At 72.1% G+C, this 17241-nt stretch carries 14 protein-coding genes; 2 read left to right on the top strand and 12 right to left on the bottom strand.

What is annotated here, in order from left to right:
• Nucleotides 1-190: 190 nt before the first annotated feature.
• The 9 genes from KME66_RS21980 to KME66_RS21940 form a co-directional block, all read right to left on the bottom strand.
• Nucleotides 191-2545, bottom strand: a complete 2355-nt coding sequence (locus KME66_RS21980; protein WP_216325091.1) for a xanthine dehydrogenase family protein molybdopterin-binding subunit — start codon at nucleotides 2543-2545, stop codon at nucleotides 191-193.
• 58 nt (nucleotides 2546-2603) lie between these two features.
• A complete protein-coding gene (locus KME66_RS21975; protein ID WP_216325073.1) occupies nucleotides 2604-4292 on the bottom strand; it encodes a (2Fe-2S)-binding protein in 1689 nt (562 codons plus the stop codon).
• Nucleotides 4289-5185 carry a xanthine dehydrogenase family protein subunit M gene (locus tag KME66_RS21970; RefSeq protein WP_073215843.1) on the bottom strand — a complete coding sequence of 299 codons (897 nt, stop codon included), beginning with the start codon at nucleotides 5183-5185 and terminating at the stop codon, nucleotides 4289-4291. Before KME66_RS21970 ends, KME66_RS21975 begins: the two co-directional genes overlap by 4 nt.
• 498 nt (nucleotides 5186-5683) lie before the next feature.
• Nucleotides 5684-7393, bottom strand: a complete 1710-nt coding sequence (locus tag KME66_RS21965) for a beta-N-acetylhexosaminidase (protein ID WP_216325070.1) — start codon at nucleotides 7391-7393, stop codon at nucleotides 5684-5686.
• Between the two features lie 4 nt (nucleotides 7394-7397).
• Nucleotides 7398-8246 (bottom strand): carbohydrate ABC transporter permease, encoded by an 849-nt coding sequence (locus KME66_RS21960; protein WP_073215836.1) that lies wholly within the window; start codon nucleotides 8244-8246, stop codon nucleotides 7398-7400.
• On the bottom strand, nucleotides 8243-9229 hold the full coding sequence (locus tag KME66_RS21955; protein ID WP_073215833.1) for a carbohydrate ABC transporter permease: 987 nt from the start codon (nucleotides 9227-9229) through the stop codon (nucleotides 8243-8245). The genes KME66_RS21960 and KME66_RS21955 overlap by 4 nt, the downstream gene beginning before the upstream one ends.
• 2 nt (nucleotides 9230-9231) lie before the next feature.
• Complete coding sequence (locus tag KME66_RS21950; protein WP_073215831.1) at nucleotides 9232-10536, bottom strand: extracellular solute-binding protein; 1305 nt, start codon at nucleotides 10534-10536, stop codon at nucleotides 9232-9234.
• Between the two features lie 239 nt (nucleotides 10537-10775).
• Nucleotides 10776-11072: a DUF3039 domain-containing protein gene (locus KME66_RS21945; protein ID WP_006124925.1), complete on the bottom strand. Its 297-nt coding sequence runs from the start codon at nucleotides 11070-11072 to the stop codon at nucleotides 10776-10778.
• A 30-nt stretch (nucleotides 11073-11102) separates the two neighbouring features.
• Entirely contained in the window at nucleotides 11103-11663 is a 561-nt protein-coding gene (locus KME66_RS21940; protein ID WP_073215828.1) for a YqgE/AlgH family protein, read from the bottom strand.
• 287 nt (nucleotides 11664-11950) lie between these two features.
• Here KME66_RS21940 and murA point away from each other — a divergent pair, with 287 nt between their 5' ends.
• Nucleotides 11951-13291 (top strand): UDP-N-acetylglucosamine 1-carboxyvinyltransferase, encoded by a 1341-nt coding sequence (gene murA / locus KME66_RS21935; protein ID WP_006124927.1) that lies wholly within the window; start codon nucleotides 11951-11953, stop codon nucleotides 13289-13291.
• A gap of 84 nt (nucleotides 13292-13375) precedes the next feature.
• Here the strand turns inward: murA and KME66_RS21930 are convergent, their stop codons facing one another.
• Nucleotides 13376-14197: an AraC family transcriptional regulator gene (locus KME66_RS21930; protein WP_216325067.1), complete on the bottom strand. Its 822-nt coding sequence runs from the start codon at nucleotides 14195-14197 to the stop codon at nucleotides 13376-13378.
• A 49-nt stretch (nucleotides 14198-14246) separates the two neighbouring features.
• On the opposite strand from KME66_RS21930, the gene KME66_RS21925 reads away from it, so the two are divergent.
• Nucleotides 14247-14702, top strand: a complete 456-nt coding sequence (locus tag KME66_RS21925) for a DUF2000 domain-containing protein (RefSeq protein WP_073215823.1) — start codon at nucleotides 14247-14249, stop codon at nucleotides 14700-14702.
• 125 nt (nucleotides 14703-14827) lie between these two features.
• Here KME66_RS21925 and KME66_RS21920 read toward each other — a convergent pair whose 3' ends face one another.
• Entirely contained in the window at nucleotides 14828-15109 is a 282-nt protein-coding gene (locus KME66_RS21920; RefSeq protein WP_017237029.1) for an HU family DNA-binding protein, read from the bottom strand.
• Nucleotides 15110-15485: 376 nt separating this feature from the next.
• The gene (locus KME66_RS21915) at nucleotides 15486-16922 is read right to left on the bottom strand and encodes an NAD-dependent malic enzyme (protein ID WP_216325064.1); all 1437 of its coding nucleotides are present in this window, start codon (nucleotides 16920-16922) and stop codon (nucleotides 15486-15488) included.
• Nucleotides 16923-17241: the final 319 nt, after the last annotated feature.

The raw sequence follows: 17241 nt of genomic DNA, 5'->3' as shown, positions 1-17241 counted from the left end.
GCTGTTCTGGCGGCTCCGTTCCCGGGCAGCGGGGCAACGTCGGAAGCGGCGCTCGTGTCGGGGCGGGCCGCGGCGTCCGGGATCGCCGGGGTGTTCGCCTTCGGCGGGCGTTCGGCCGGCCCTGGGCGACAACGCCCAGGGAGCGTCGGGGTGCGCCCCTCAGCCCTTGGGCGCCGTCGCCCGGTGCCCCTCAGCCCTTCGGGGTCGTCGCCACCGCTGCCTGCGGCCTGATCGGGAGGCGGTTCACCGGGCGGCCCGTCGCCGAGCGGACCGCTGAGGCCACCGCGGCGGGGGCCGTGACGACCGGGACGGCCGACGCGGGCTTCGCGCCGAAGGGGGCCACCACGTCGCGTTCCTCGACCAGTTTGACGATGCGGATGTCGGGGACGTCCAGCGCCGTCGGGAGCGCGTAGCCCGTCAGGTCGGGGTGGCGGATCAGGCCCTTCGCGGTGCGGAGGTTCTCCGTGAGGGCCGCGCCGAGGCCCTGGGCGATGCCCGCCTCGATACGGGCCGCCAGCTGGGTCGGGTTCAGGACGCGGCCCACGTCCTGGGCCACCGCCATCTCGACCACGCGGACGGAGCCGAGCTCGATGTCGACGTCGACCACCGCCCGGACCGCGCAGAACGCGAGGCCGACGAACGCGTCGCCCTGACCCGCCTCGTCCAGCGGTTCCGTGGGGTGGGGGCGGCACTGGGCGGTGGCCCAGAGCTCCTTGCCGTCCATGGCCTCCGTGACCGTCGTGGAGAGCACCCCGTCGTACGAGGTGATCTTGCCGTCGGCGATCTGGAGCAGCTCCGTGGACATGCCGAACTTGTGGGCCAGCGGCTGGAGGAGCTGGGTGCGGACCATCTTCGCCGCCCGCTCCACCGCCCCTCCGGAAACCCAGGTGTGACGGCCGTGCGTCGCCGGGCCCGCGGGGGGCTGGTCGGTGTCGACCGCCGCGACATGGACCTCTTCGACGCCCAGGGTCTCCTGGACGATCTGGCGGGCGAGCGTCGTGAAGCCCTGGCCCGTCTCCACCGCCGCGCAGATCACCGTGGCCACCCCGTCGTGGACCCGGACCGTGGCCGTCGAGACCTCGTCCGTCCCCTCGGCGCCGAGCATGTGCACCATGCCCAGGCCGTAGCCCACACCCCGGCGCACCGCCCCCGGCTCCCCCGCGCCCTCGGGACCGCCCGGCAGCAGCCAGTCGTCCTCCGGGGCGTCCTTCGGGAGGGCGGGGAGGGGGAAGTCACGTACGGCCTGGAGCAGTTCGGCGACCGGGGCCGGGCAGGTCACGGTCTGGCCGGTGGGCAGGATGTCGCCCGTGGCGAGCGTGTTGCGCAGGCGCAGTTCGGCCGGGTCGATGCCCAGCTTGGCGGCCAGTTTGTCCATCTGGCCCTCGTACGCCGCGCAGACCTGCATCGCGCCCTCGCCTCGCACATGGCCCGAGGGCGGGTTGTTCGTCCGGACCGCCCAGCCCTCGATGAAGGCGTGCGGGACGACGTACGGGCCGCAGGCGAACGACACGGCCGCGGCAAGGGATTCGGAGGAGGCGTCGGCGTAGGCGCCCGCGTCCAGGAGGATCTGGGCCTCCACCTTGACCAGCCGGCCCTCCGCGTCCGCGTGGTGGCGGTAGCGCAGGAGGGTGGGGTGGCGGTGGGTGTGGCCGAGGAAGGACTCCTCGCGGCTCGCGGCCAGCTTGACCGGGCAGCCGGTACGCAGCGCGAGCAACCCCAGCGGGATCTGGAAGCCCGGGTCCTCGCGGTCGCCGGTCGCCCCCGGCACCCCGGTCACGACGACCTTGACCCGGTCCGGCTCCAGCCCGAAGCAGGCCGCGATCAGGTCGCGGTCGGTGTGCGGGTCGGTGGAGGCGGTGTAGATCTCCACGCCGCCGTCGGGCCTCGGCACGGCGAGGCCGGCCTCCGCGCCGATCGGGGCCGGGTCCTGGCGGCCGATGCGGTACAGGCCCTCCACCACGACCTCGCCCGTCGCCTCCGCGTCGCCGTAGCGCAGCGGGATGTGCCGGATCAGGTTGCCGTCCGGGTGCAGCGGCTCCGCCTCGAACGCCTGCTCCGGGTCCGTGACCGGCTCCAGCACCTCGTACCGTACGGCGATGGCGGCGGCGGCCAGCCGGGCGGTGTCCGGGTGGTCCGCCGCGACCGCGGCGATCGCCTCGCCGTGGTGGCGCACCAGGTCGGAGGCGAACACCGGGCGGTCCACGACGTGGCGGCCGTAGTTGCTCTCCCCGGGCACGTCCTCGTGCGTGACGACCGCCCGCACCCCGGGCATCTCCTCGGCGCCCGAGGTGTCGATGGACAGGATCCGCGCGTGCGGGTGCGGGGAGCGCAGCACGGCCGCCCACAGCAGGCCCTCGGCCCAGAGATCGGCGGCGTACGGGAAGGTGCCCTCGGTCTTCGCCCGGGAGTCGGCGGCGGGGAGCGACGAACCGAGGCCCATCCTGGGCTGCTCCTGGTCCTGGTCCGGGCCGCCGCCGGGTCCGCCGCCCAGCGCGTCGATCCTGGGCAGGCTGGTGCTGGTCGCGTTGGCCGCGTCGCCGCTCACGCCGCCTCCTTGTCGGTCGCGTGGTGTTGCTGTCGAACGGCGGGGCCGCCGGCGTACCTCACAGCGCCTCCCCCTCGTGCGGGTGCGGGCCCTGCTGCTCGCCGCGGGCACCCGGCTCGGCCTGGTGCGGGATGCGCACCTCGTCCGGGGCCGCCGCCTCGGCGTGCGTCTCGCGGGCCGCGATGACGTCCGCCACCGCGTCGAGCACGCCCCGGTAGCCGGAACAGCGGCAGAGGTTGCCGCAGAGCGCCTGGCGGGTCTCCAGCTCGGTGGGGGCGTGGTTGCCCTCCAGCAGGTCATGGACGGTCATCGCCATGCCGGGGATGCAGAAGCCGCACTGGACGGCTCCGCGGGCGGACAGGGCGCGTTGCACGTCGGAGGGTTCGCCGTCGACGGCCAGGCCCTCGACCGTACGCACCTCGCTCCCCGCCGCCGTGGCCGCGGGGACCAGGCAGGAGGCGACCAGCCGGCCGTCGACCTGGACGTTGCACGCGCCGCACTCGCCCTGCGAGCAGCCGTCCTTGGCCCCGGCGAGGCCCAGGCGCTCGCGCAGCACGTAGAGCAGGGACTCGCCGATCCAGGCGTCGCTGACCGGGCGGTCCACGCCGTTCACGTGGAGCAGGTACGACTTGGCGGGGTGCTCGCTGGGTACGTCGGGGAGGGCGGGGGCCTCGTGGAGGAGGGCGGAGGCTTCGCCGGGGAGGTCGGGGACACCGGCGTCGGGGGCCGGGGCGATGTCCGGTCCGATGTCCGGGGCGGTTTCGGGGGCGGTGAGGTCGGTGTCCGCCGGTGCCTCCGTCCCCGCCTCCGCGTTCGGTTCTGGTTCCGGTTGCAGTTCCGGTTCCGGTTCCGGTTCCGGTTGCGCAGGTGCTTCCTCCGGCGCTGCCCCTTCCGGGGCTGCTTCCGCTTCGTTCACCTCGGGCGCCTCCGGCCGGGCCTCGGGCTCGGCTTCGGGTCCGGGCGTCGGTGCTTCCGCCGCCGGTTCGCGTTCCGGGGTCTCCTCCGGCCCGGGTACGGGAACGGCTTCCGGTTCCGGGGTGGCCCAGGGGGCGGGCGCGCCGCCGGGCAGCGTGGCCGGGCGGGCGCTGTCCGCGTACCACTGCGAGGTGTGCGCCGACGCCAGGAACTCGCCCGATTCGTCCGGGAGATCCCCGTCCGCGACCGGGATCGTCCACTGGCCCGTGTGGCCCGCGTGCGTCGTGTGGGCGTGAGCCGAGGGGTCGGCCTCTCCGGCCGCCTCCGGGGCCGTCGGCTCGGGGGGCGGCGCCTGCCCGTCCAGGGCCTCGGTGAAGTTCCACTGGGCCGTGGCGTGCGAGGTGTCCTGGTAGGGGCCCTGGTATCCGCCCTGCCCGTCGTGGCCGTCCGGCCGGTTCGGGTCCGGCCAGTGGACGACCCCGGTCTCCTGCGCGGCAGCGGCGGCCTCCTGGGCGCGCTGCTCCGCCTGTGCCTGCTGGGCCTGCGTCTGGATCACCCAGCTGCCCGTCGCCGCCGGGTCGAGTCCGGCGGCCGGGGTCAGCGGAACGATCATCGGCGGGACGTACCCGTGGCCGGGCGCGGCCAGCGGGATGTCCGCCAGGTCCTCCGGCGGCAGCTGGACGAAGGCGGTGGCGTCGGCCGCGGTGGCGTCGGCGTCGAAGCCGTCGCCCTGCGGGGTCGGCTCCCAGCCGCCGTAGCGGGGGTCCGGGCCCGCGGAATGCCCCTCCCCCCGCTGCCCGTGCTGCTGGTGGGGGTTCTCCTCATGGCTCACGACAGTGCCCTCCCCAGCGCGCGTCGGGCGAGCGCGGCGACGGTGCGCCGCAGATGCAGGACGGCCGGGGACAGCGGCGGGGCCTGAGACCCGTCGGCCGGTGGTGCGTGGTCCGGGATGCAGGCCGCTGCGACGTAGTCGCCGAAGGCGGCCAGCGCGTCGGGGGCCAGGCCCCGCTCGCCGTCCCAGTCGATCAGCGAGGCGATCCACTGCTCCGCCTCCAGCGGGCGCAGCGGCATCGGGGCGATGGCGCCGACCGCACAGCGCACCCCCCGGCGGGCCGGGTCCAGGACGACGGCGACCGAGGCGGTGGCGCGGCCGGGGCCGGTGCGCCCGGTCGCCTTGAGGAAGACCTGCGGGGCATGCAGCAGCGGTACGCGGACGAAGCCGATCAGCTCCGCGGGCTCCAGCAGTTCGCGGCCGGCCAGCAGGTGCGAGACGGGGATCTCGCGGCGGGCGCCGTCGGGGCCGGCGATGACGAGGTCGGCCTCCAGCGCGGCCAGCACCGGCAGGGCGTCGCCGGTGGGCGCGGAGGTGACGATGTTGCCGCCGAGCGTTCCGGCGTTGCGGATCTGGGGCGGGCCCGCGGCACGGGCGGAGGCGGCGAGGGCGGGGATGAGGGCGGCGAAGTCGGGGCGCCCCATCCTGGCGTGGGTGAGTCCGGCGCCCAGGAGCGCGTGGCCGTCCTGGTAGTGCCAGCCGCGCAGCTCGCTGATCCGGCCGAGGCCGACCAGGCCCGAGGGGCGCAGCAGCCCCTTGTTGACGGCTGCCATCAGGTCCGTGCCCCCGGCAACCGGAACGGCTGCGGGCATGGCGCCGAGAGCCGCCACGGCCTCGTCCAACGAGGTCGGCAGCGTCACCGACTGCATGGCCTGCGGTGCGTGCGTGGTCAACCCAGCTGCCCCTTCCCGGTGTCCCGGCGCTCTGGCCTGTTCCGCCGTACGGTACGTGTTCACAGCCCGGACGTGGCAACTCTGGCACATCTTCCGATCGGACCGGAGCGAGGGTCCGCGAAGGGTGGTTCCGTCCCTGACCTGCGGGATGTTCCGGTTTCGCATGTCTTCGGCGAGGAAGGCGAATTGCCACTCTTCAGCGAGGCTTGTACGACTTATGCTTTTCGTTCCCTCAGCCCGTCCGACGCCGCGTCCGGCGTCCGCGGGCGGGCGGGTGGGCGGGGGGCAGGGAGCCGGACGGACGTCTGCGGGCGAACGGTCGCGGACATGCGTCGGCGGCCGACCGGTTCCGGACACGCTGCGGCCGGCAAACAGTCCCGGACACGCTGCGGCCGACGAACCGTTCCGGACACGCGAGGGCGGCCGATGGGTTCCGGACACGCGTCGGCCGCAGCGGTCCCGGAGGACGGCTGCGGCCGACAGGGGCCGGGGTGCGGGTCACACCACCGGGGGCTCCCCCTCCAGCGGGCGGCCGAGGACGCCGGGGCGCTGCTGGCGGGGGTACGGTCCGCCGGGCGGGCGGTAGTCGACGCCGAGGGCGTCGAGGCGGGCGTAGTGGGCCCGCATCCGGGCGTCGAAGGCGGCGAAGTCCCGGTCGGCGGGGGCGGGCAGATCGGACCAGGCGACCTCGGCGAAGGCGGCGAGGCGCGGGAAGACCTGGTAGTCGACGCGGTCCCGGTTCTGCATGACCTCGGTCCACACGTTGGCCTGGGCGCCCAGGATGTGACGGGCCGCCTCCTCGCTCAGGCCCGGCGGGACGGGCTCGAAGCGGTAGACGTCCTCCAGGGTCCGTACGTACCCGATGGGCATCGGCTCGTCGGGGCCGCCGTCCTGACGGTGGTCCAGATACACCTGCTGCTCGGGGCACATGACGACGTCGTGCCCGGCCTCGGCGGCCGCGATGCCGCCGCCGTAACCGCGCCAGGAGGAGACCGCGGCCCCGTCGGCGAGGCCGCCTTCGAGGATCTCGTCCCAGCCGATGAGGCGGCGGCCCCGGGCGGTGAGCCAGGCGTCGAAGTGGCGGATGAACCAGGACTGGAGACCGTCCTCGTCCTTCACGCCGAGTTCGGCGATCCGGGCCTGGGCGAGCGGGGACTGCTTCCACTGGTCCTTGGGGCACTCGTCGCCGCCCATGTGGACGAAGGGCGAGGTCGCGGCGGGGAAGAGTTCCAGCACCTCCTCCAGGACGCCCTCGAAGAAGCGCAGGGTGGTGTCGGTGGGGGCGAGGACGTTCGGGTTGACGCCCCAGGTGTCCCAGACGGAGAGGGCGGAGGTGTCGACGACGTCGGTGTTGCCCAGCTCGGGGTAGGCGCTGATCGCGGCCTGCGAGTGGCCCGGGATGTCGATCTCGGGGACGACCCGGATGTGCCGCTCGGCGGCGTGGGCGACGATCTCGCGGATGTCGTCCTGGGTGTAGAAACCGCCGTGGGGGGTCTCGTCCCACAGCTCGGAGGCCCGGTGGCCGTATTTGGTGCGCGAGCGCCAGGAGCCGGCCTCGGTGAGACGCGGGTAGCGCTTGATCTCGATACGCCAGCCCTGGTCGTCGGTGAGGTGGAAGTGGAAGACGTTCAGCTTGTGGGCGGCCAGCAGGTCCAGGTAGCGCAGGACGTCGTCCTTGGGCAGGAAGTGCCGGGAGACGTCGAGCAGCATGCCGCGCCAGCCGAAGCGGGGTTCGTCCTCGACGACGACCGGCGGGACCTCCCAGGTGCGGCCGGGGGCGAGGGGCGCGCGGCGGAAGGCGTCGGGGCCGAGGAGCTGACGGAGCGTCTGCGCGCCCCGGAAGACGCCCGCCGCGGTGCCGCCGGTGAGGCGTACGGCGTTCGCCTCGACGGCCAGGCGGTAGCCCTCGGGGGCGAGCGACGCGTCGAGCGCCAGCACGATGCCCTGCCCGGTGGAGCCCCGGCCGGAGCCGTCGCCCGCACGCGTGCCGGTGCCGTCGCCCTCGGGCAGGGGCAGTCCGGTGGCCGGGCCCACCGTGGCGCGCAGCCAGCGGGCGACGCCCTCGGTGCCCGGTCCGGCCGTCAGCGGGGTCCGGTAGCCGAGTGGGTAGGGCCCGGCGGCGGCCGCGGTCAGGGTGCGCGGGGCCGGGACCAGGCCGAGGGCGGCGGCGTCCACGGCGCCCGGGGAGGGGGAGTTCTCGGGTGTCATGACGTCAGTCCTTAACCGCTCCGCCCAGTCCGGAGACGAGGCGTCGCTGTACGAGGACGAAGAAGACCAGGACGGGGATGGTCATCACGGTCGAGGCCGCCATGATCCCTCCCCAGTCGTTCTCGTCCGGTTTGAAGAACACCAGCAGCGCCATCGGCAGCGTCGACTGGGAGGTGTCGCTGATGATGAACGACTTCGCGAACAGGAAGTCGTTCCAGGTGGTGATGAAGGAGAAGACGCTGGTGGCGACCAGGCCCGGGAAGACCAGCGGGAAGAGGATCTGCCACAGGAAGCGGGTGCGGCTCGCCCCGTCGATGTAGGCGGCCTCCTCCAGGGCCTCGGGAACGGCCTTGACGAAGCCGCGCAGCATCCAGATGGCGAAGGGCAGCGAGAAGGCGAGGTGCGGCAGGATCAGCGAGCCGAGGGTGTTCAGCTGGCCGAAGTCCCGCATGAGGAAGAACAGCGGGATGGTCAGCGCCTCCACCGGCACCATCTGCGCGACCAGGAACATGATCAGCAGGGTGGTGCGGAACCTGAAGCGGAAGCGGGTCACGGCGGTGGCGGCCAGGAAGGCGATCAGCGCGGAGAGGACGACGACCGTGCCCGCCACCAGCAGGCTGTTGAGGAAGTAGCGGCCGAACTCCTGCTGTTCGAAGACCCGGCGGAACGAGTCGAGGGACGGGGAGAGCGTCCAGGGGCGGGCCTCGGTGGACTGGATCTCGCCGGCCGGTTTGAAGGCGGAGAGCACCATCCAGTAGAGCGGGAAGGCGACCGCGACGGCGATGAGCAGGGCGGCGGCCTCGGCCATCAGCCGGCCGGGCCGCTTGACGCCCAGAAGCGTGCGTGCGCTCACAGTTCCTCCCCCTGGCGCCTCACCAGGCGCAGATAGACCAGCGTGACGGCCAGCAGGATCACCAGCATCACGACGCCGATCGCCGATCCGAGGCTGTACTGCGAGGACGCGAACGCCTTCTGGTAGGCGTACACGTTGAGCACCAGGTTCTGGCCGGCGATGCCGCCGCCGCCCGTCATGACGTAGATCTGGGTGAAGACCTTGAAGTCCCAGATGATCGACTGGATGGTGACGACGATCAGGATGGGCTTGAGCATCGGCGCCATGATGGTGCGCCAGATCCGCCACTGCGACGCGCCGTCCAGCGAGGCGGCCTCCAGCACCTCGGTGGGGATGGCCCGGATGCCCGCGTACACGGTGACCATCACGAACGGGAACGAGCACCACAGGACTTCGAGGAGCACGAGCGCGAAGGCGCTGTAGCGGCCGTACGTCCAGGAGAAGTCGCCGAGTCCGAGCACCTTGTTGACCGGTCCGAAGTCGGGGTCGAAGAGGAAGACCCAGACGGTGGAGCCGGTGATCGCGGGGGTCGCCCAGGCGCCGAGCGCGGCCATCATCAGCGCGAGCCGGGGCAGGGCGCGGACGCGGGTGAGCAGGACGGCGAGCGCGCAGCCGACGAACAGGGTGGAGACCACGCAGGCCGCCGCGAAGAGCACGGTGGCGAGGAGGACCTGCCAGAACTGGCTGTCGTTGAAGAGGGTCGCGTAGTTGCCGAACCCCTGGAAGGTGGTGGGTTCGCCGCCGCTGACCTGGGCCTGGGTGTATTCCAGGAACGAGATCAGGCCGAGCTGGTAGATCGGGTAGACCAGCAGTCCGGCGAGCAGGACGAGCGCGGGCAGGAGGTAGAGCCAGGGGGTCCAGCCGGAGCGGTTCGCGGGTGAGACGGACCGGGGGCGCCGGGGCGGGCGGGCGGCCGGGGTGGCGCCGCCCGCCCGGGCCCCGCCCGCGGGCGGGGCCTTGAGCGGAGAGGTGTGCGTGGTCATCGTCAGCCGGCTTCGGAGAAGGCCGCGTCCATCTTCTTCGCCGCGTCGTCCGAGGCCTTCGCCACGTCCTTACGGCCGGAGACGATCTCCTGGAACATCGTCGGCAGGACCAGCGAGGCGTCGATCTGGCCCCAGGCGGGCGAGGCGGGGACGAACTTGGCGCCCGCGCCGAGGGTCTGGACGAACGGGGCGACGAAGGGCTCCTTCTTCGCGGCGTTGTCCAGGACGTCGGTGTAGGTGGGCAGGAAGCCCATCGCGTCGAACATCTGGGCCTGGGTCTTCTTGCCGGACAGCGACTTCATGAGGTCGACGGCGAGGGTGCGGTGCGAGCTGCTCTTGAGGACACCGAGGTTGTTGCCGCCCGCGAAGGCCGGGGCGATGGAGTTCTGCGCGACGCCGGGCAGCGGCACGACGGCGTACTTGCCCTTGACCGCGCCCGCCTCGACGGCCGCGTGGCTGAAGTCGCCGCCGATGGCCATGGCGGCCTTGCCGGAGGCGAAGGCGGTCACGGTGGCGTTGCCGCCCATGGAGGCGCACTTGGCGGCGGGGCAGTTGTCGTCGCCGAAGAGGGAGGTGTACGCCTCGATGCCCTTGCGGGACTTCTCGCTGTTGATGCCGGAGGTGAACGTCCCGTCGGTCTCGCCCGCGAGCTCGCCGCCGTTGGCCCAGATGAAGGGCATCGCGCCGTAGGTGTACGCACCGCCGACCGCGAGACCGTAGAGGTCCGGCTTCGCCTTGCGGATCTTCTTGGCGGTGGAGATCAGCTCGTCCTGGGACTTGGGGGGATCGATGCCGAGGTCCTCGAAGACGTCGGTGCGGTAGTAGAGGGCCCGGACGCCGACGAAGAAGGGCGCGCCGTAGACCTTGCCGTCCACGGTGACGGACTGCCGGGCGATCGGGTCGGTGTCCTTGGCCTCGTCCCAGGCGCCGAACTCCTCGGTGATGTCGGCGAGTCCGCCGTCCTTGACGTATCCGGCGGTGTCGCTGTTGCCGTACTCGATGAGGTCCGGGGCGCTCTTGGGGTCGTTGAAGGCCGCCTTGATGCGCTGGGCGCGGGTGTCGACGGGTATGTACTCGACCTCGACCTTCGCGCCCTCGTGGGCCTTCTCGAAGTCGGCGACGGCCGCGTCGACGACCTTCTCCTTGGGCTTGTTGCCGACCTCCTGGAAGAGCCAGACACGGAGCGTGCCGCTCTTGTCGTCACCCTTCGCACTCGTGTCGGAGGTCTGCGGCGCACAGGCGGTGGCGGTGAGGCCGGCCAGCACAAGCGCCGCGACGGGAGCGGCAATTCGGGCAGAAAGCTTCATCCGGAACCCCTACCGGTCAAGTGTTGCATCATGTGCAACGTGCGTTTCGTTCTGCACAACTGGCAGGAGAGTAGATCCGCGCTCCGGCGACGACAAGTGGTCTCGACCACTCTGTGACCAGCGGATGCAGCCCGTGCAACGCGACCGCGCGGTCACCTTCCGTGAGGAGGCGTGCGAAAGGCCCCCGGGGCGTGCGGTGTCGCACGCCCCGGGGGCCTTCGGCAGGGGTGGGGCCGGACCTACTTCTTGTCCTTGCCGCCGCCCTTGCCCTTGTCCTTGTCGCCGCCGGCGCCCATGGACTCGTAGATCTCCTTGCACATGGGACAGACCGGGTACTTCTTGGGGTCGCGCCCCGGCACCCAGACCTTTCCGCACAGCGCGACCACGGGAGTGCCCTCCAGGGCGCTCGCCATGATCTTGTCCTTCTGGACGTAATGGGCGTAGCGCTCGTGGTCGCCGTCGCCCCTCGACACCTGCGGCGTCGGCTCGACGAGGGTCCCCGTACCTGCCCCGCGATCGGGCTCAAGAGTGCTCATAACCGCCAAGGGTACTGAAAGAGACGGGGATCAGTTGAGCGAAGGGTCGTCCGGATACGTGGCGATCATCGCCAGCTCGCTGCGCTGGCGGCGGAGCACCGCGCGCCAGAGCCGTTCGGGGCGCGGGGAGGAGACGTCACCGGGCTCGGACTCGACCACGTACCACGCCCCCTCGGTCAGCTCGCCCTCCAGTTGACCGGGACCCCAGCCGGCGTACCCGGCGAAGATCCGCAGCGAGCCGAGGGCGGGGCCGAGCAGCTCCGGCGGGGTCTCCAGATCGACCAGTCCGATCGCCCCGTGGACCCGCCGCCAGCCGAGCGGGCCCTCGTCGCCGGGGATCACCGCCACGCCGAGCGCGGAGTCGAGCGAGACCGGACCCCCCTGGAAGACCACGTCCGGCTCGCCGGCCAGGGCGGCCCAGGACTCCAGGATGTCGCCGACGCCGACCGGGGTCGGGCGGTTGAGGACCACGCCGAGGGAGCCCTCCTCGTCGTGGTCGAGGAGCAGCACCACCGCGCGGTCGAAATTCGGGTCCGTGAGGGCGGGTGCGGCCACGAGCAGTCGCCCTGTGAGCGAGGACACCTCGGTCATGGCACGAATGATCCCGCATCCGCGGCCTTCCCGGGAGGTGAGTGCCCGTGATGCCGCCCTCAGAAGAGCGAGCGCAGCTCAGGGCGCACGGAGGCACGGGGAGCGCATCGTCCGGCGGGGGCGCCGTGGGCCATCCGGACGGTAACCCTCCGCAAGATCGGGTGCGCGGAGGGTGTTGTGGCGGATTCATGACGTTCGTACACCCCCCTTCGTCTTACGGAAGGGGGGTAGGAGGCCATTACCCTTTTCGTTGGCCCCCTGCCCGACCACTCCGGAACGCGAGATACATGACCGGCACAGACGATGTCCTGCTTGTCCACGGCGGCACCCCGCTGGAGGGCGAGATCCGCGTCCGAGGCGCCAAGAACCTGGTGCCGAAGGCCATGGTCGCCGCGCTGCTCGGCAGCGGGCCCAGCCGCCTCCGCAACGTGCCCGACATCCGTGACGTACGGGTGGTGCGGGGGCTCCTCCAGCTGCACGGCGTCACCGTCCGCCCCGGCGACGAGCCGGGCGAACTGATCCTCGACCCCTCGCACGTCGAGTCGGCGAACGTCGCCGACATCGATGCCCACGCGGGTTCCTCGCGCATCCCGATCCTGTTCTGCGGCCCCCTGCTGCACCGCCTCGGCCACGCCTTCATCCCGGGGCTGGGCGGCTGCGACATCGGCGGCCGGCCGATCGACTTCCACTTCGAGGTGCTGCGCCAGTTCGGCGCGACCATCGAGAAGCGGGCCGACGGCCAGTACCTGGAGGCCCCGCAGCGGCTGCGCGGCACCAAGATCCGGCTGCCGTACCCCTCGGTGGGCTCCACCGAGCAGGTGCTGCTCACCGCCGTCCTCGCCGAGGGCGTCACCGAGCTGTCCAACGCGGCCGTCGAACCGGAGATCGAGGACCTCATCTGCGTGCTGCAGAAGATGGGCGCGATCATCTCCATGGACACCGACCGGACCATCCGGATCACCGGTGTCGACAAGCTCGACGGCTACACCCACCGGGCGATCCCGGACCGCCTGGAGGCGGCTTCCTGGGCGTCGGCGGCGCTGGCGACCGAGGGCAACATCTACGTGCGCGGCGCCCAGCAGCGCTCGATGATGACCTTCCTGAACACCTACCGCAAGGTCGGCGGAGCCTTCGAGATCGACGACGAGGGCATCCGCTTCTGGCACCCGGGCGGCGCGCTCAACGCCATCGCGCTGGAGACGGACGTGCACCCCGGCTTCCAGACCGACTGGCAGCAGCCGCTGGTGGTGGCCCTGACGCAGGCCGCGGGCCTGTCGATCGTCCACGAGACGGTGTACGAGTCGCGGCTCGGCTTCACCTCCGCGCTCAACCAGATGGGCGCGCACATCCAGCTCTACCGCGAGTGCCTGGGCGGCTCGGACTGCCGCTTCGGCCAGCGCAACTTCCTGCACTCGGCGGTCGTCTCCGGACCGACGAAGCTGCAGGGCGCCGACCTGGTCATCCCCGACCTGCGCGGCGGCTTCTCGTACCTGATCGCGGCGCTCGCGGCGCAGGGCACCTCGCGGGTGCACGGCATCGACCTGATCAACCGCGGTTACGAGAACTTCATGGAGAAGCTGGAGAAGCTCGGCGCGAAGGTGGAGCTGCCGGGCGGTTCCCTGGTCTGACCCCGCACAGTGCTGCCGCACACAGCACTGCGCCACCGGCGCCCCGGTCCCCCGCGGAGGGGGCCGGGGCGCCGGCCTTCGCCCTCACGGGCCCCCGGCGAGCCCGCGCGAGCGCGCGAACCGGCCCGGGGTGGTGCCCGCGATCCGCCGGAAGTGCCGGGTGAGGTGGGACTGGTCGTGGAAGCCGACCGCGGTGGCCGCCTGTCCCGGCGGCACGCCCTCCAGCAGGAGCCGGCGGGCGAGGTCGACCCGGCGGGCCGTCACGTACTGGTGGGGCGCGATCGCGTAGGCCGCGCTGAAGGCCCGTACGAGATGGGTCGGGTGCGCGTGGACCAGCCGGGCGGCCTCGGCGAGCGTGACGCCCTCCCGCAGCCGCTCGTCCAGCAGCTCGCGCAGGTCCCGGGCGACGCCGGGACCGGGCCGCGGGGTCTCCGGGGCCGCCAGGGGCCGCAGGTGGCCGCGCAGCCGCTCCCCGACGAACGCCAGGCGGCTCTCCGCCTCCAGCGCGTCGCCCGGGTCCGCGAGGGCGGTGTGCAGCCGCGCGACGCGGGCGCGCAGGAGCGGGTCGGCCAGATCGGGGGTGTCGACGGCGGGGCCGATGAGGCTCGCGTCGAGGTGACTCATGTCCAGATAGAGCACCCGTTTGCGGAACCCGTCCGGGGTGGCGGGGGAACCGTTGTGCGGTACCTGCGGCGGCAGCAGGCTCACCGTGCCGTCGGGGGTGCCGTGCCGGTGGCGGTCCAGGTCGTAGCGGACGGCGCCGTCGTCGACGATCAGGAGCGTCCAGGCGTCGTGGACGTGCATGGGGTAGGCGTGCTCGGTGAAGCGGGCGTGGAAGACCTCCACGACACCGGCGACGGACGGCCGCCAGGCCGAGACCTCCTGCGGGCGGCTCACGCGGGTCACGCCAAGAACGTACAAGACGCCGCGGCGGGGCGGCGGCCAGTCTCGCCCCATGGGAAACACGCACGAGAACGCGGGCGGCGGCGAGAGCGCGCCCGTCCGTTTCGACACGAAGATCGCGGTGCTGCTCCGCGACGACCTGGAGACCTGGCAGCGGCTGAACGTGACCGCCTTCCTGGTGAGCGGCCTGGGGACGGTGGCGCCGGAAGTGATCGGCGAGCCCTACGAGGACGCCGACGCGACCGCGTACCTGCCGATGCTGCGGCAGCCGGTGCTGGTCTTCGAGGGGGCGAAGGAGACGCTGACCGCCGCGCACACGAAGGCCCTCTCCCGGTCCCTGACGGTGGCGGTGTTCACCTCGGACCTGTTCGGCACGGGCAACGACCGGGACAACCGCGCGGCGGTACGGGCCGTGGGGCGCGACGCGCTGGATCTGGTGGGTCTGGCCGTGTACGGGGCGCGGAACGCCGTGGACAAGGTGCTGAAGGGCTCACGGATGCATCCGTGAGCCCCGGGGGCCCCGGGACAGCGGCAGGGGCTGTACGGGGCGCATGTGCCCCCGTCATAAGCGCCCCGGCATGCGGAAGGGCGGCCCCTCCCCATCGGGAGTGGCCGCCCTCGTCGCGCCTGGGGTTACTTGCCCTTGGCGGCTTCCTTGAGCTTCGAGCCCGCGGAGACCTTCACGCTGTAGCCGGCGGGGATGTTGATCGGGTCGCCGGTCTGCGGGTTGCGGGCGGTGCGAGCGGCACGGTGGGTGCGCTCGAAGGTCAGGAAACCGGGGATGGTGACCTTCTCGTCGCCCTTGGCGACGACCTCACCGACGGTCTCGGCGAGCGCGGCCAGCACGGCGTCGGCGTCCTTGCGCGTCACCTCGGCGCGGTCGGCCAGGGCGGCCACCAGCTCACTGCGGTTCATGTTGTTACTCCCGTGTTCTTCTTGCCTGTGAGGCGTGAGATCGAAGCCGATGCTGCCAGGGCCCTCTGACAGTCCCCGGACCCGGGTCTGATGTCAGACCCTCTCGCCCGATTACGCATCCTGCCCCCACCAGCGGCGGGAAAGCCAATCCGGAACCCTTCGGGGTCAATGAAAAGCGCCACGGTCTGCTCGTGGTGACGCTCCGTCGACTTGGCCGAGCGGTCCGCAGCGGATGCCGGGCCCCGCGGGGCCCGCTGCCCGCCCACCCTAAAGGGGCGTTTGGGGCGCCGCGACCCGCGACGCGCCGTACGGCACGGGCGGGTGCGGCCCGGGGTACCTCGCGCGTACCCCCCGAAAGGACCCCGAAACGACCGGGTCAGACGGTCGTGGCAGGGTCGACCGCGGTGACCCCGGCGGCCTTCGCGGCGGCCCGTACGGCTCCGGCGACCGCGCCCGCGACCTTGTCGTTGAAGACCGAGGGGATGATGTAGTTCGCGTTGACCTCGTCCTCCGCGACCACGTCGGCCAGGGCGCCGGCGGCGGCGAGCATCATCTCCGTGTTGACGGTGCGGGACTGAGCGTCCAGCAGACCGCGGAAGACACCCGGAAAGACGAGTACGTTGTTGATCTGGTTGGGGAAGTCCGAGCGGCCGGTGGCGACGACCGCGGCCGTCTGACGGGCGATCGCGGGGTCGACCTCCGGGTCCGGGTTCGCGAGCGCGAACACGATCGCGTCGTCCGCCATCGCGGCGACGTCGTCGCCGTTGAGCACGTTCGGGGCGGAGACGCCGATGAAGACGTCCGCTCCGACGACGGCCTGCTTGAGGGTGCCGCTGACCCCCTCGGGGTTGGTGTTGTCGGCGATCCAGCGCAGCGGCGAGTCGGGGTCGGCGGAGACCAGGTCCTCGCGTCCGGCGTGCACCACTCCGTGGATGTCGGCGACCACCGCGTGCTTGACGCCCGCGGCGATGAGCAGCTTCAGGATGGCCGTTCCGGCCGCTCCCGCGCCGGACATGACGACCCGTACGTCACCGGTGTTCTTGCCCACCACGCGCAGTGCGTTGGTGAGGGCGGCGAGCACGACGATCGCGGTGCCGTGCTGGTCGTCGTGGAAGACGGGGATGTCGAGGGCCTCGCGCAGCCGGGCCTCGATCTCGAAGCAGCGGGGGGCGGAGATGTCCTCCAGGTTGATGCCCGCGAAGCCGGGGGCGATGGCCTTGACGATCTCGACGATGGCGTCGGTGTCCTGGGTGTCCAGGCAGATCGGCCAGGCGTCGATGCCGGCGAAGCGCTTGAAGAGGGCCGCCTTGCCCTCCATCACGGGCAGCGCGGCCTTCGGGCCGATGTTGCCGAGGCCGAGCACCGCGGAACCGTCCGTCACAACTGCGACGGAGTTGCGCTTGATGGTGAGGCGGCGGGCGTCCTCGGGGTTGTCGGCGATGGCCATGCAGACCCGGGCGACGCCGGGGGTGTAGATCATCGAGAGGTCGTCACGGTTGCGGATGGGGTGCTTGGACGCCATCTCGATCTTGCCGCCGAGGTGCATCAGGAACGTACGGTCGGAGACCTTGCCCAGCACCACGCCCTCGATGTCGCGCAGACCCTCGACGATCTCGTCGGCGTGCGCGGTGGAGCTGGCGGCGATGGTGACGTCGATCCGCAGCTTCTCGTGGCCGGACGCGGTCACGTCGAGGCCGGTGACCGAGCCCCCGGAGGACTCGACGGCCGTGGTGAGCTGGGAGACCGCGGTGCCGCTCGCGGGCACCTCCAGCCGGACCGTCATCGAGTACGAGACGCTGGGCGCCGTTGCCATGGCCGAGTCCTTCGCTTTCCTTAGCTTCATTGCCGCACATCCGGAGCAAGGGTTCCGGATGTGCCTTCCGATCGTCGCACCTACCGACTGGTAGCCGGTAATGACTGCCGTCTTTCGGAAAGTGTTTTCCACCATACGAGAGACCACCCGTTCGGCGGAACCCCCAACGAGCCGGAAAACGGCCGGCGGGTCCCCGTGCAACGAGAACAGACCCGCGTCACCGGGAGGTGACGCGGGTCTGTCTTCTTCGTTTGAGTGGCACCGACCCGCCATGCTCGCCTCGCGGCAAGTGGTCGCTCGAAGCGACGAAGGTTGGGCC

Origin of the sequence: Streptomyces sp. YPW6 (assembly GCF_018866325.1) — a bacterium.
Classification (GTDB): domain Bacteria; phylum Actinomycetota; class Actinomycetes; order Streptomycetales; family Streptomycetaceae; genus Streptomyces.
The sequence above is the reverse complement of the archived record's forward strand: the minus strand, read 5'-3'. Positions and strand labels throughout refer to the sequence as shown.

What these genes read in the sequence shown, in the direction of transcription:
- KME66_RS21965 (WP_216325070.1), bottom strand. Translation starts at nt 7,393, where the DNA reads ATGACACCCGAGAACTCCCCCTCCCCGGGCGCCGTGGACGCCGCCGCC.
- KME66_RS21955 (WP_073215833.1), bottom strand. Translation starts at nt 9,229, where the DNA reads ATGACCACGCACACCTCTCCGCTCAAGGCCCCGCCCGCGGGCGGGGCC.
- KME66_RS21950 (WP_073215831.1), bottom strand. Translation starts at nt 10,536, where the DNA reads ATGAAGCTTTCTGCCCGAATTGCCGCTCCCGTCGCGGCGCTTGTGCTG.
- KME66_RS21945 (WP_006124925.1), bottom strand. Translation starts at nt 11,072, where the DNA reads ATGAGCACTCTTGAGCCCGATCGCGGGGCAGGTACGGGGACCCTCGTC.
- KME66_RS21940 (WP_073215828.1), bottom strand. Translation starts at nt 11,663, where the DNA reads ATGACCGAGGTGTCCTCGCTCACAGGGCGACTGCTCGTGGCCGCACCC.
- murA (WP_006124927.1), top strand. Translation starts at nt 11,951, where the DNA reads ATGACCGGCACAGACGATGTCCTGCTTGTCCACGGCGGCACCCCGCTG.
- KME66_RS21925 (WP_073215823.1), top strand. Translation starts at nt 14,247, where the DNA reads ATGGGAAACACGCACGAGAACGCGGGCGGCGGCGAGAGCGCGCCCGTC.
- KME66_RS21920 (WP_017237029.1), bottom strand. Translation starts at nt 15,109, where the DNA reads ATGAACCGCAGTGAGCTGGTGGCCGCCCTGGCCGACCGCGCCGAGGTG.
- KME66_RS21915 (WP_216325064.1), bottom strand. Translation starts at nt 16,922, where the DNA reads ATGGCAACGGCGCCCAGCGTCTCGTACTCGATGACGGTCCGGCTGGAG.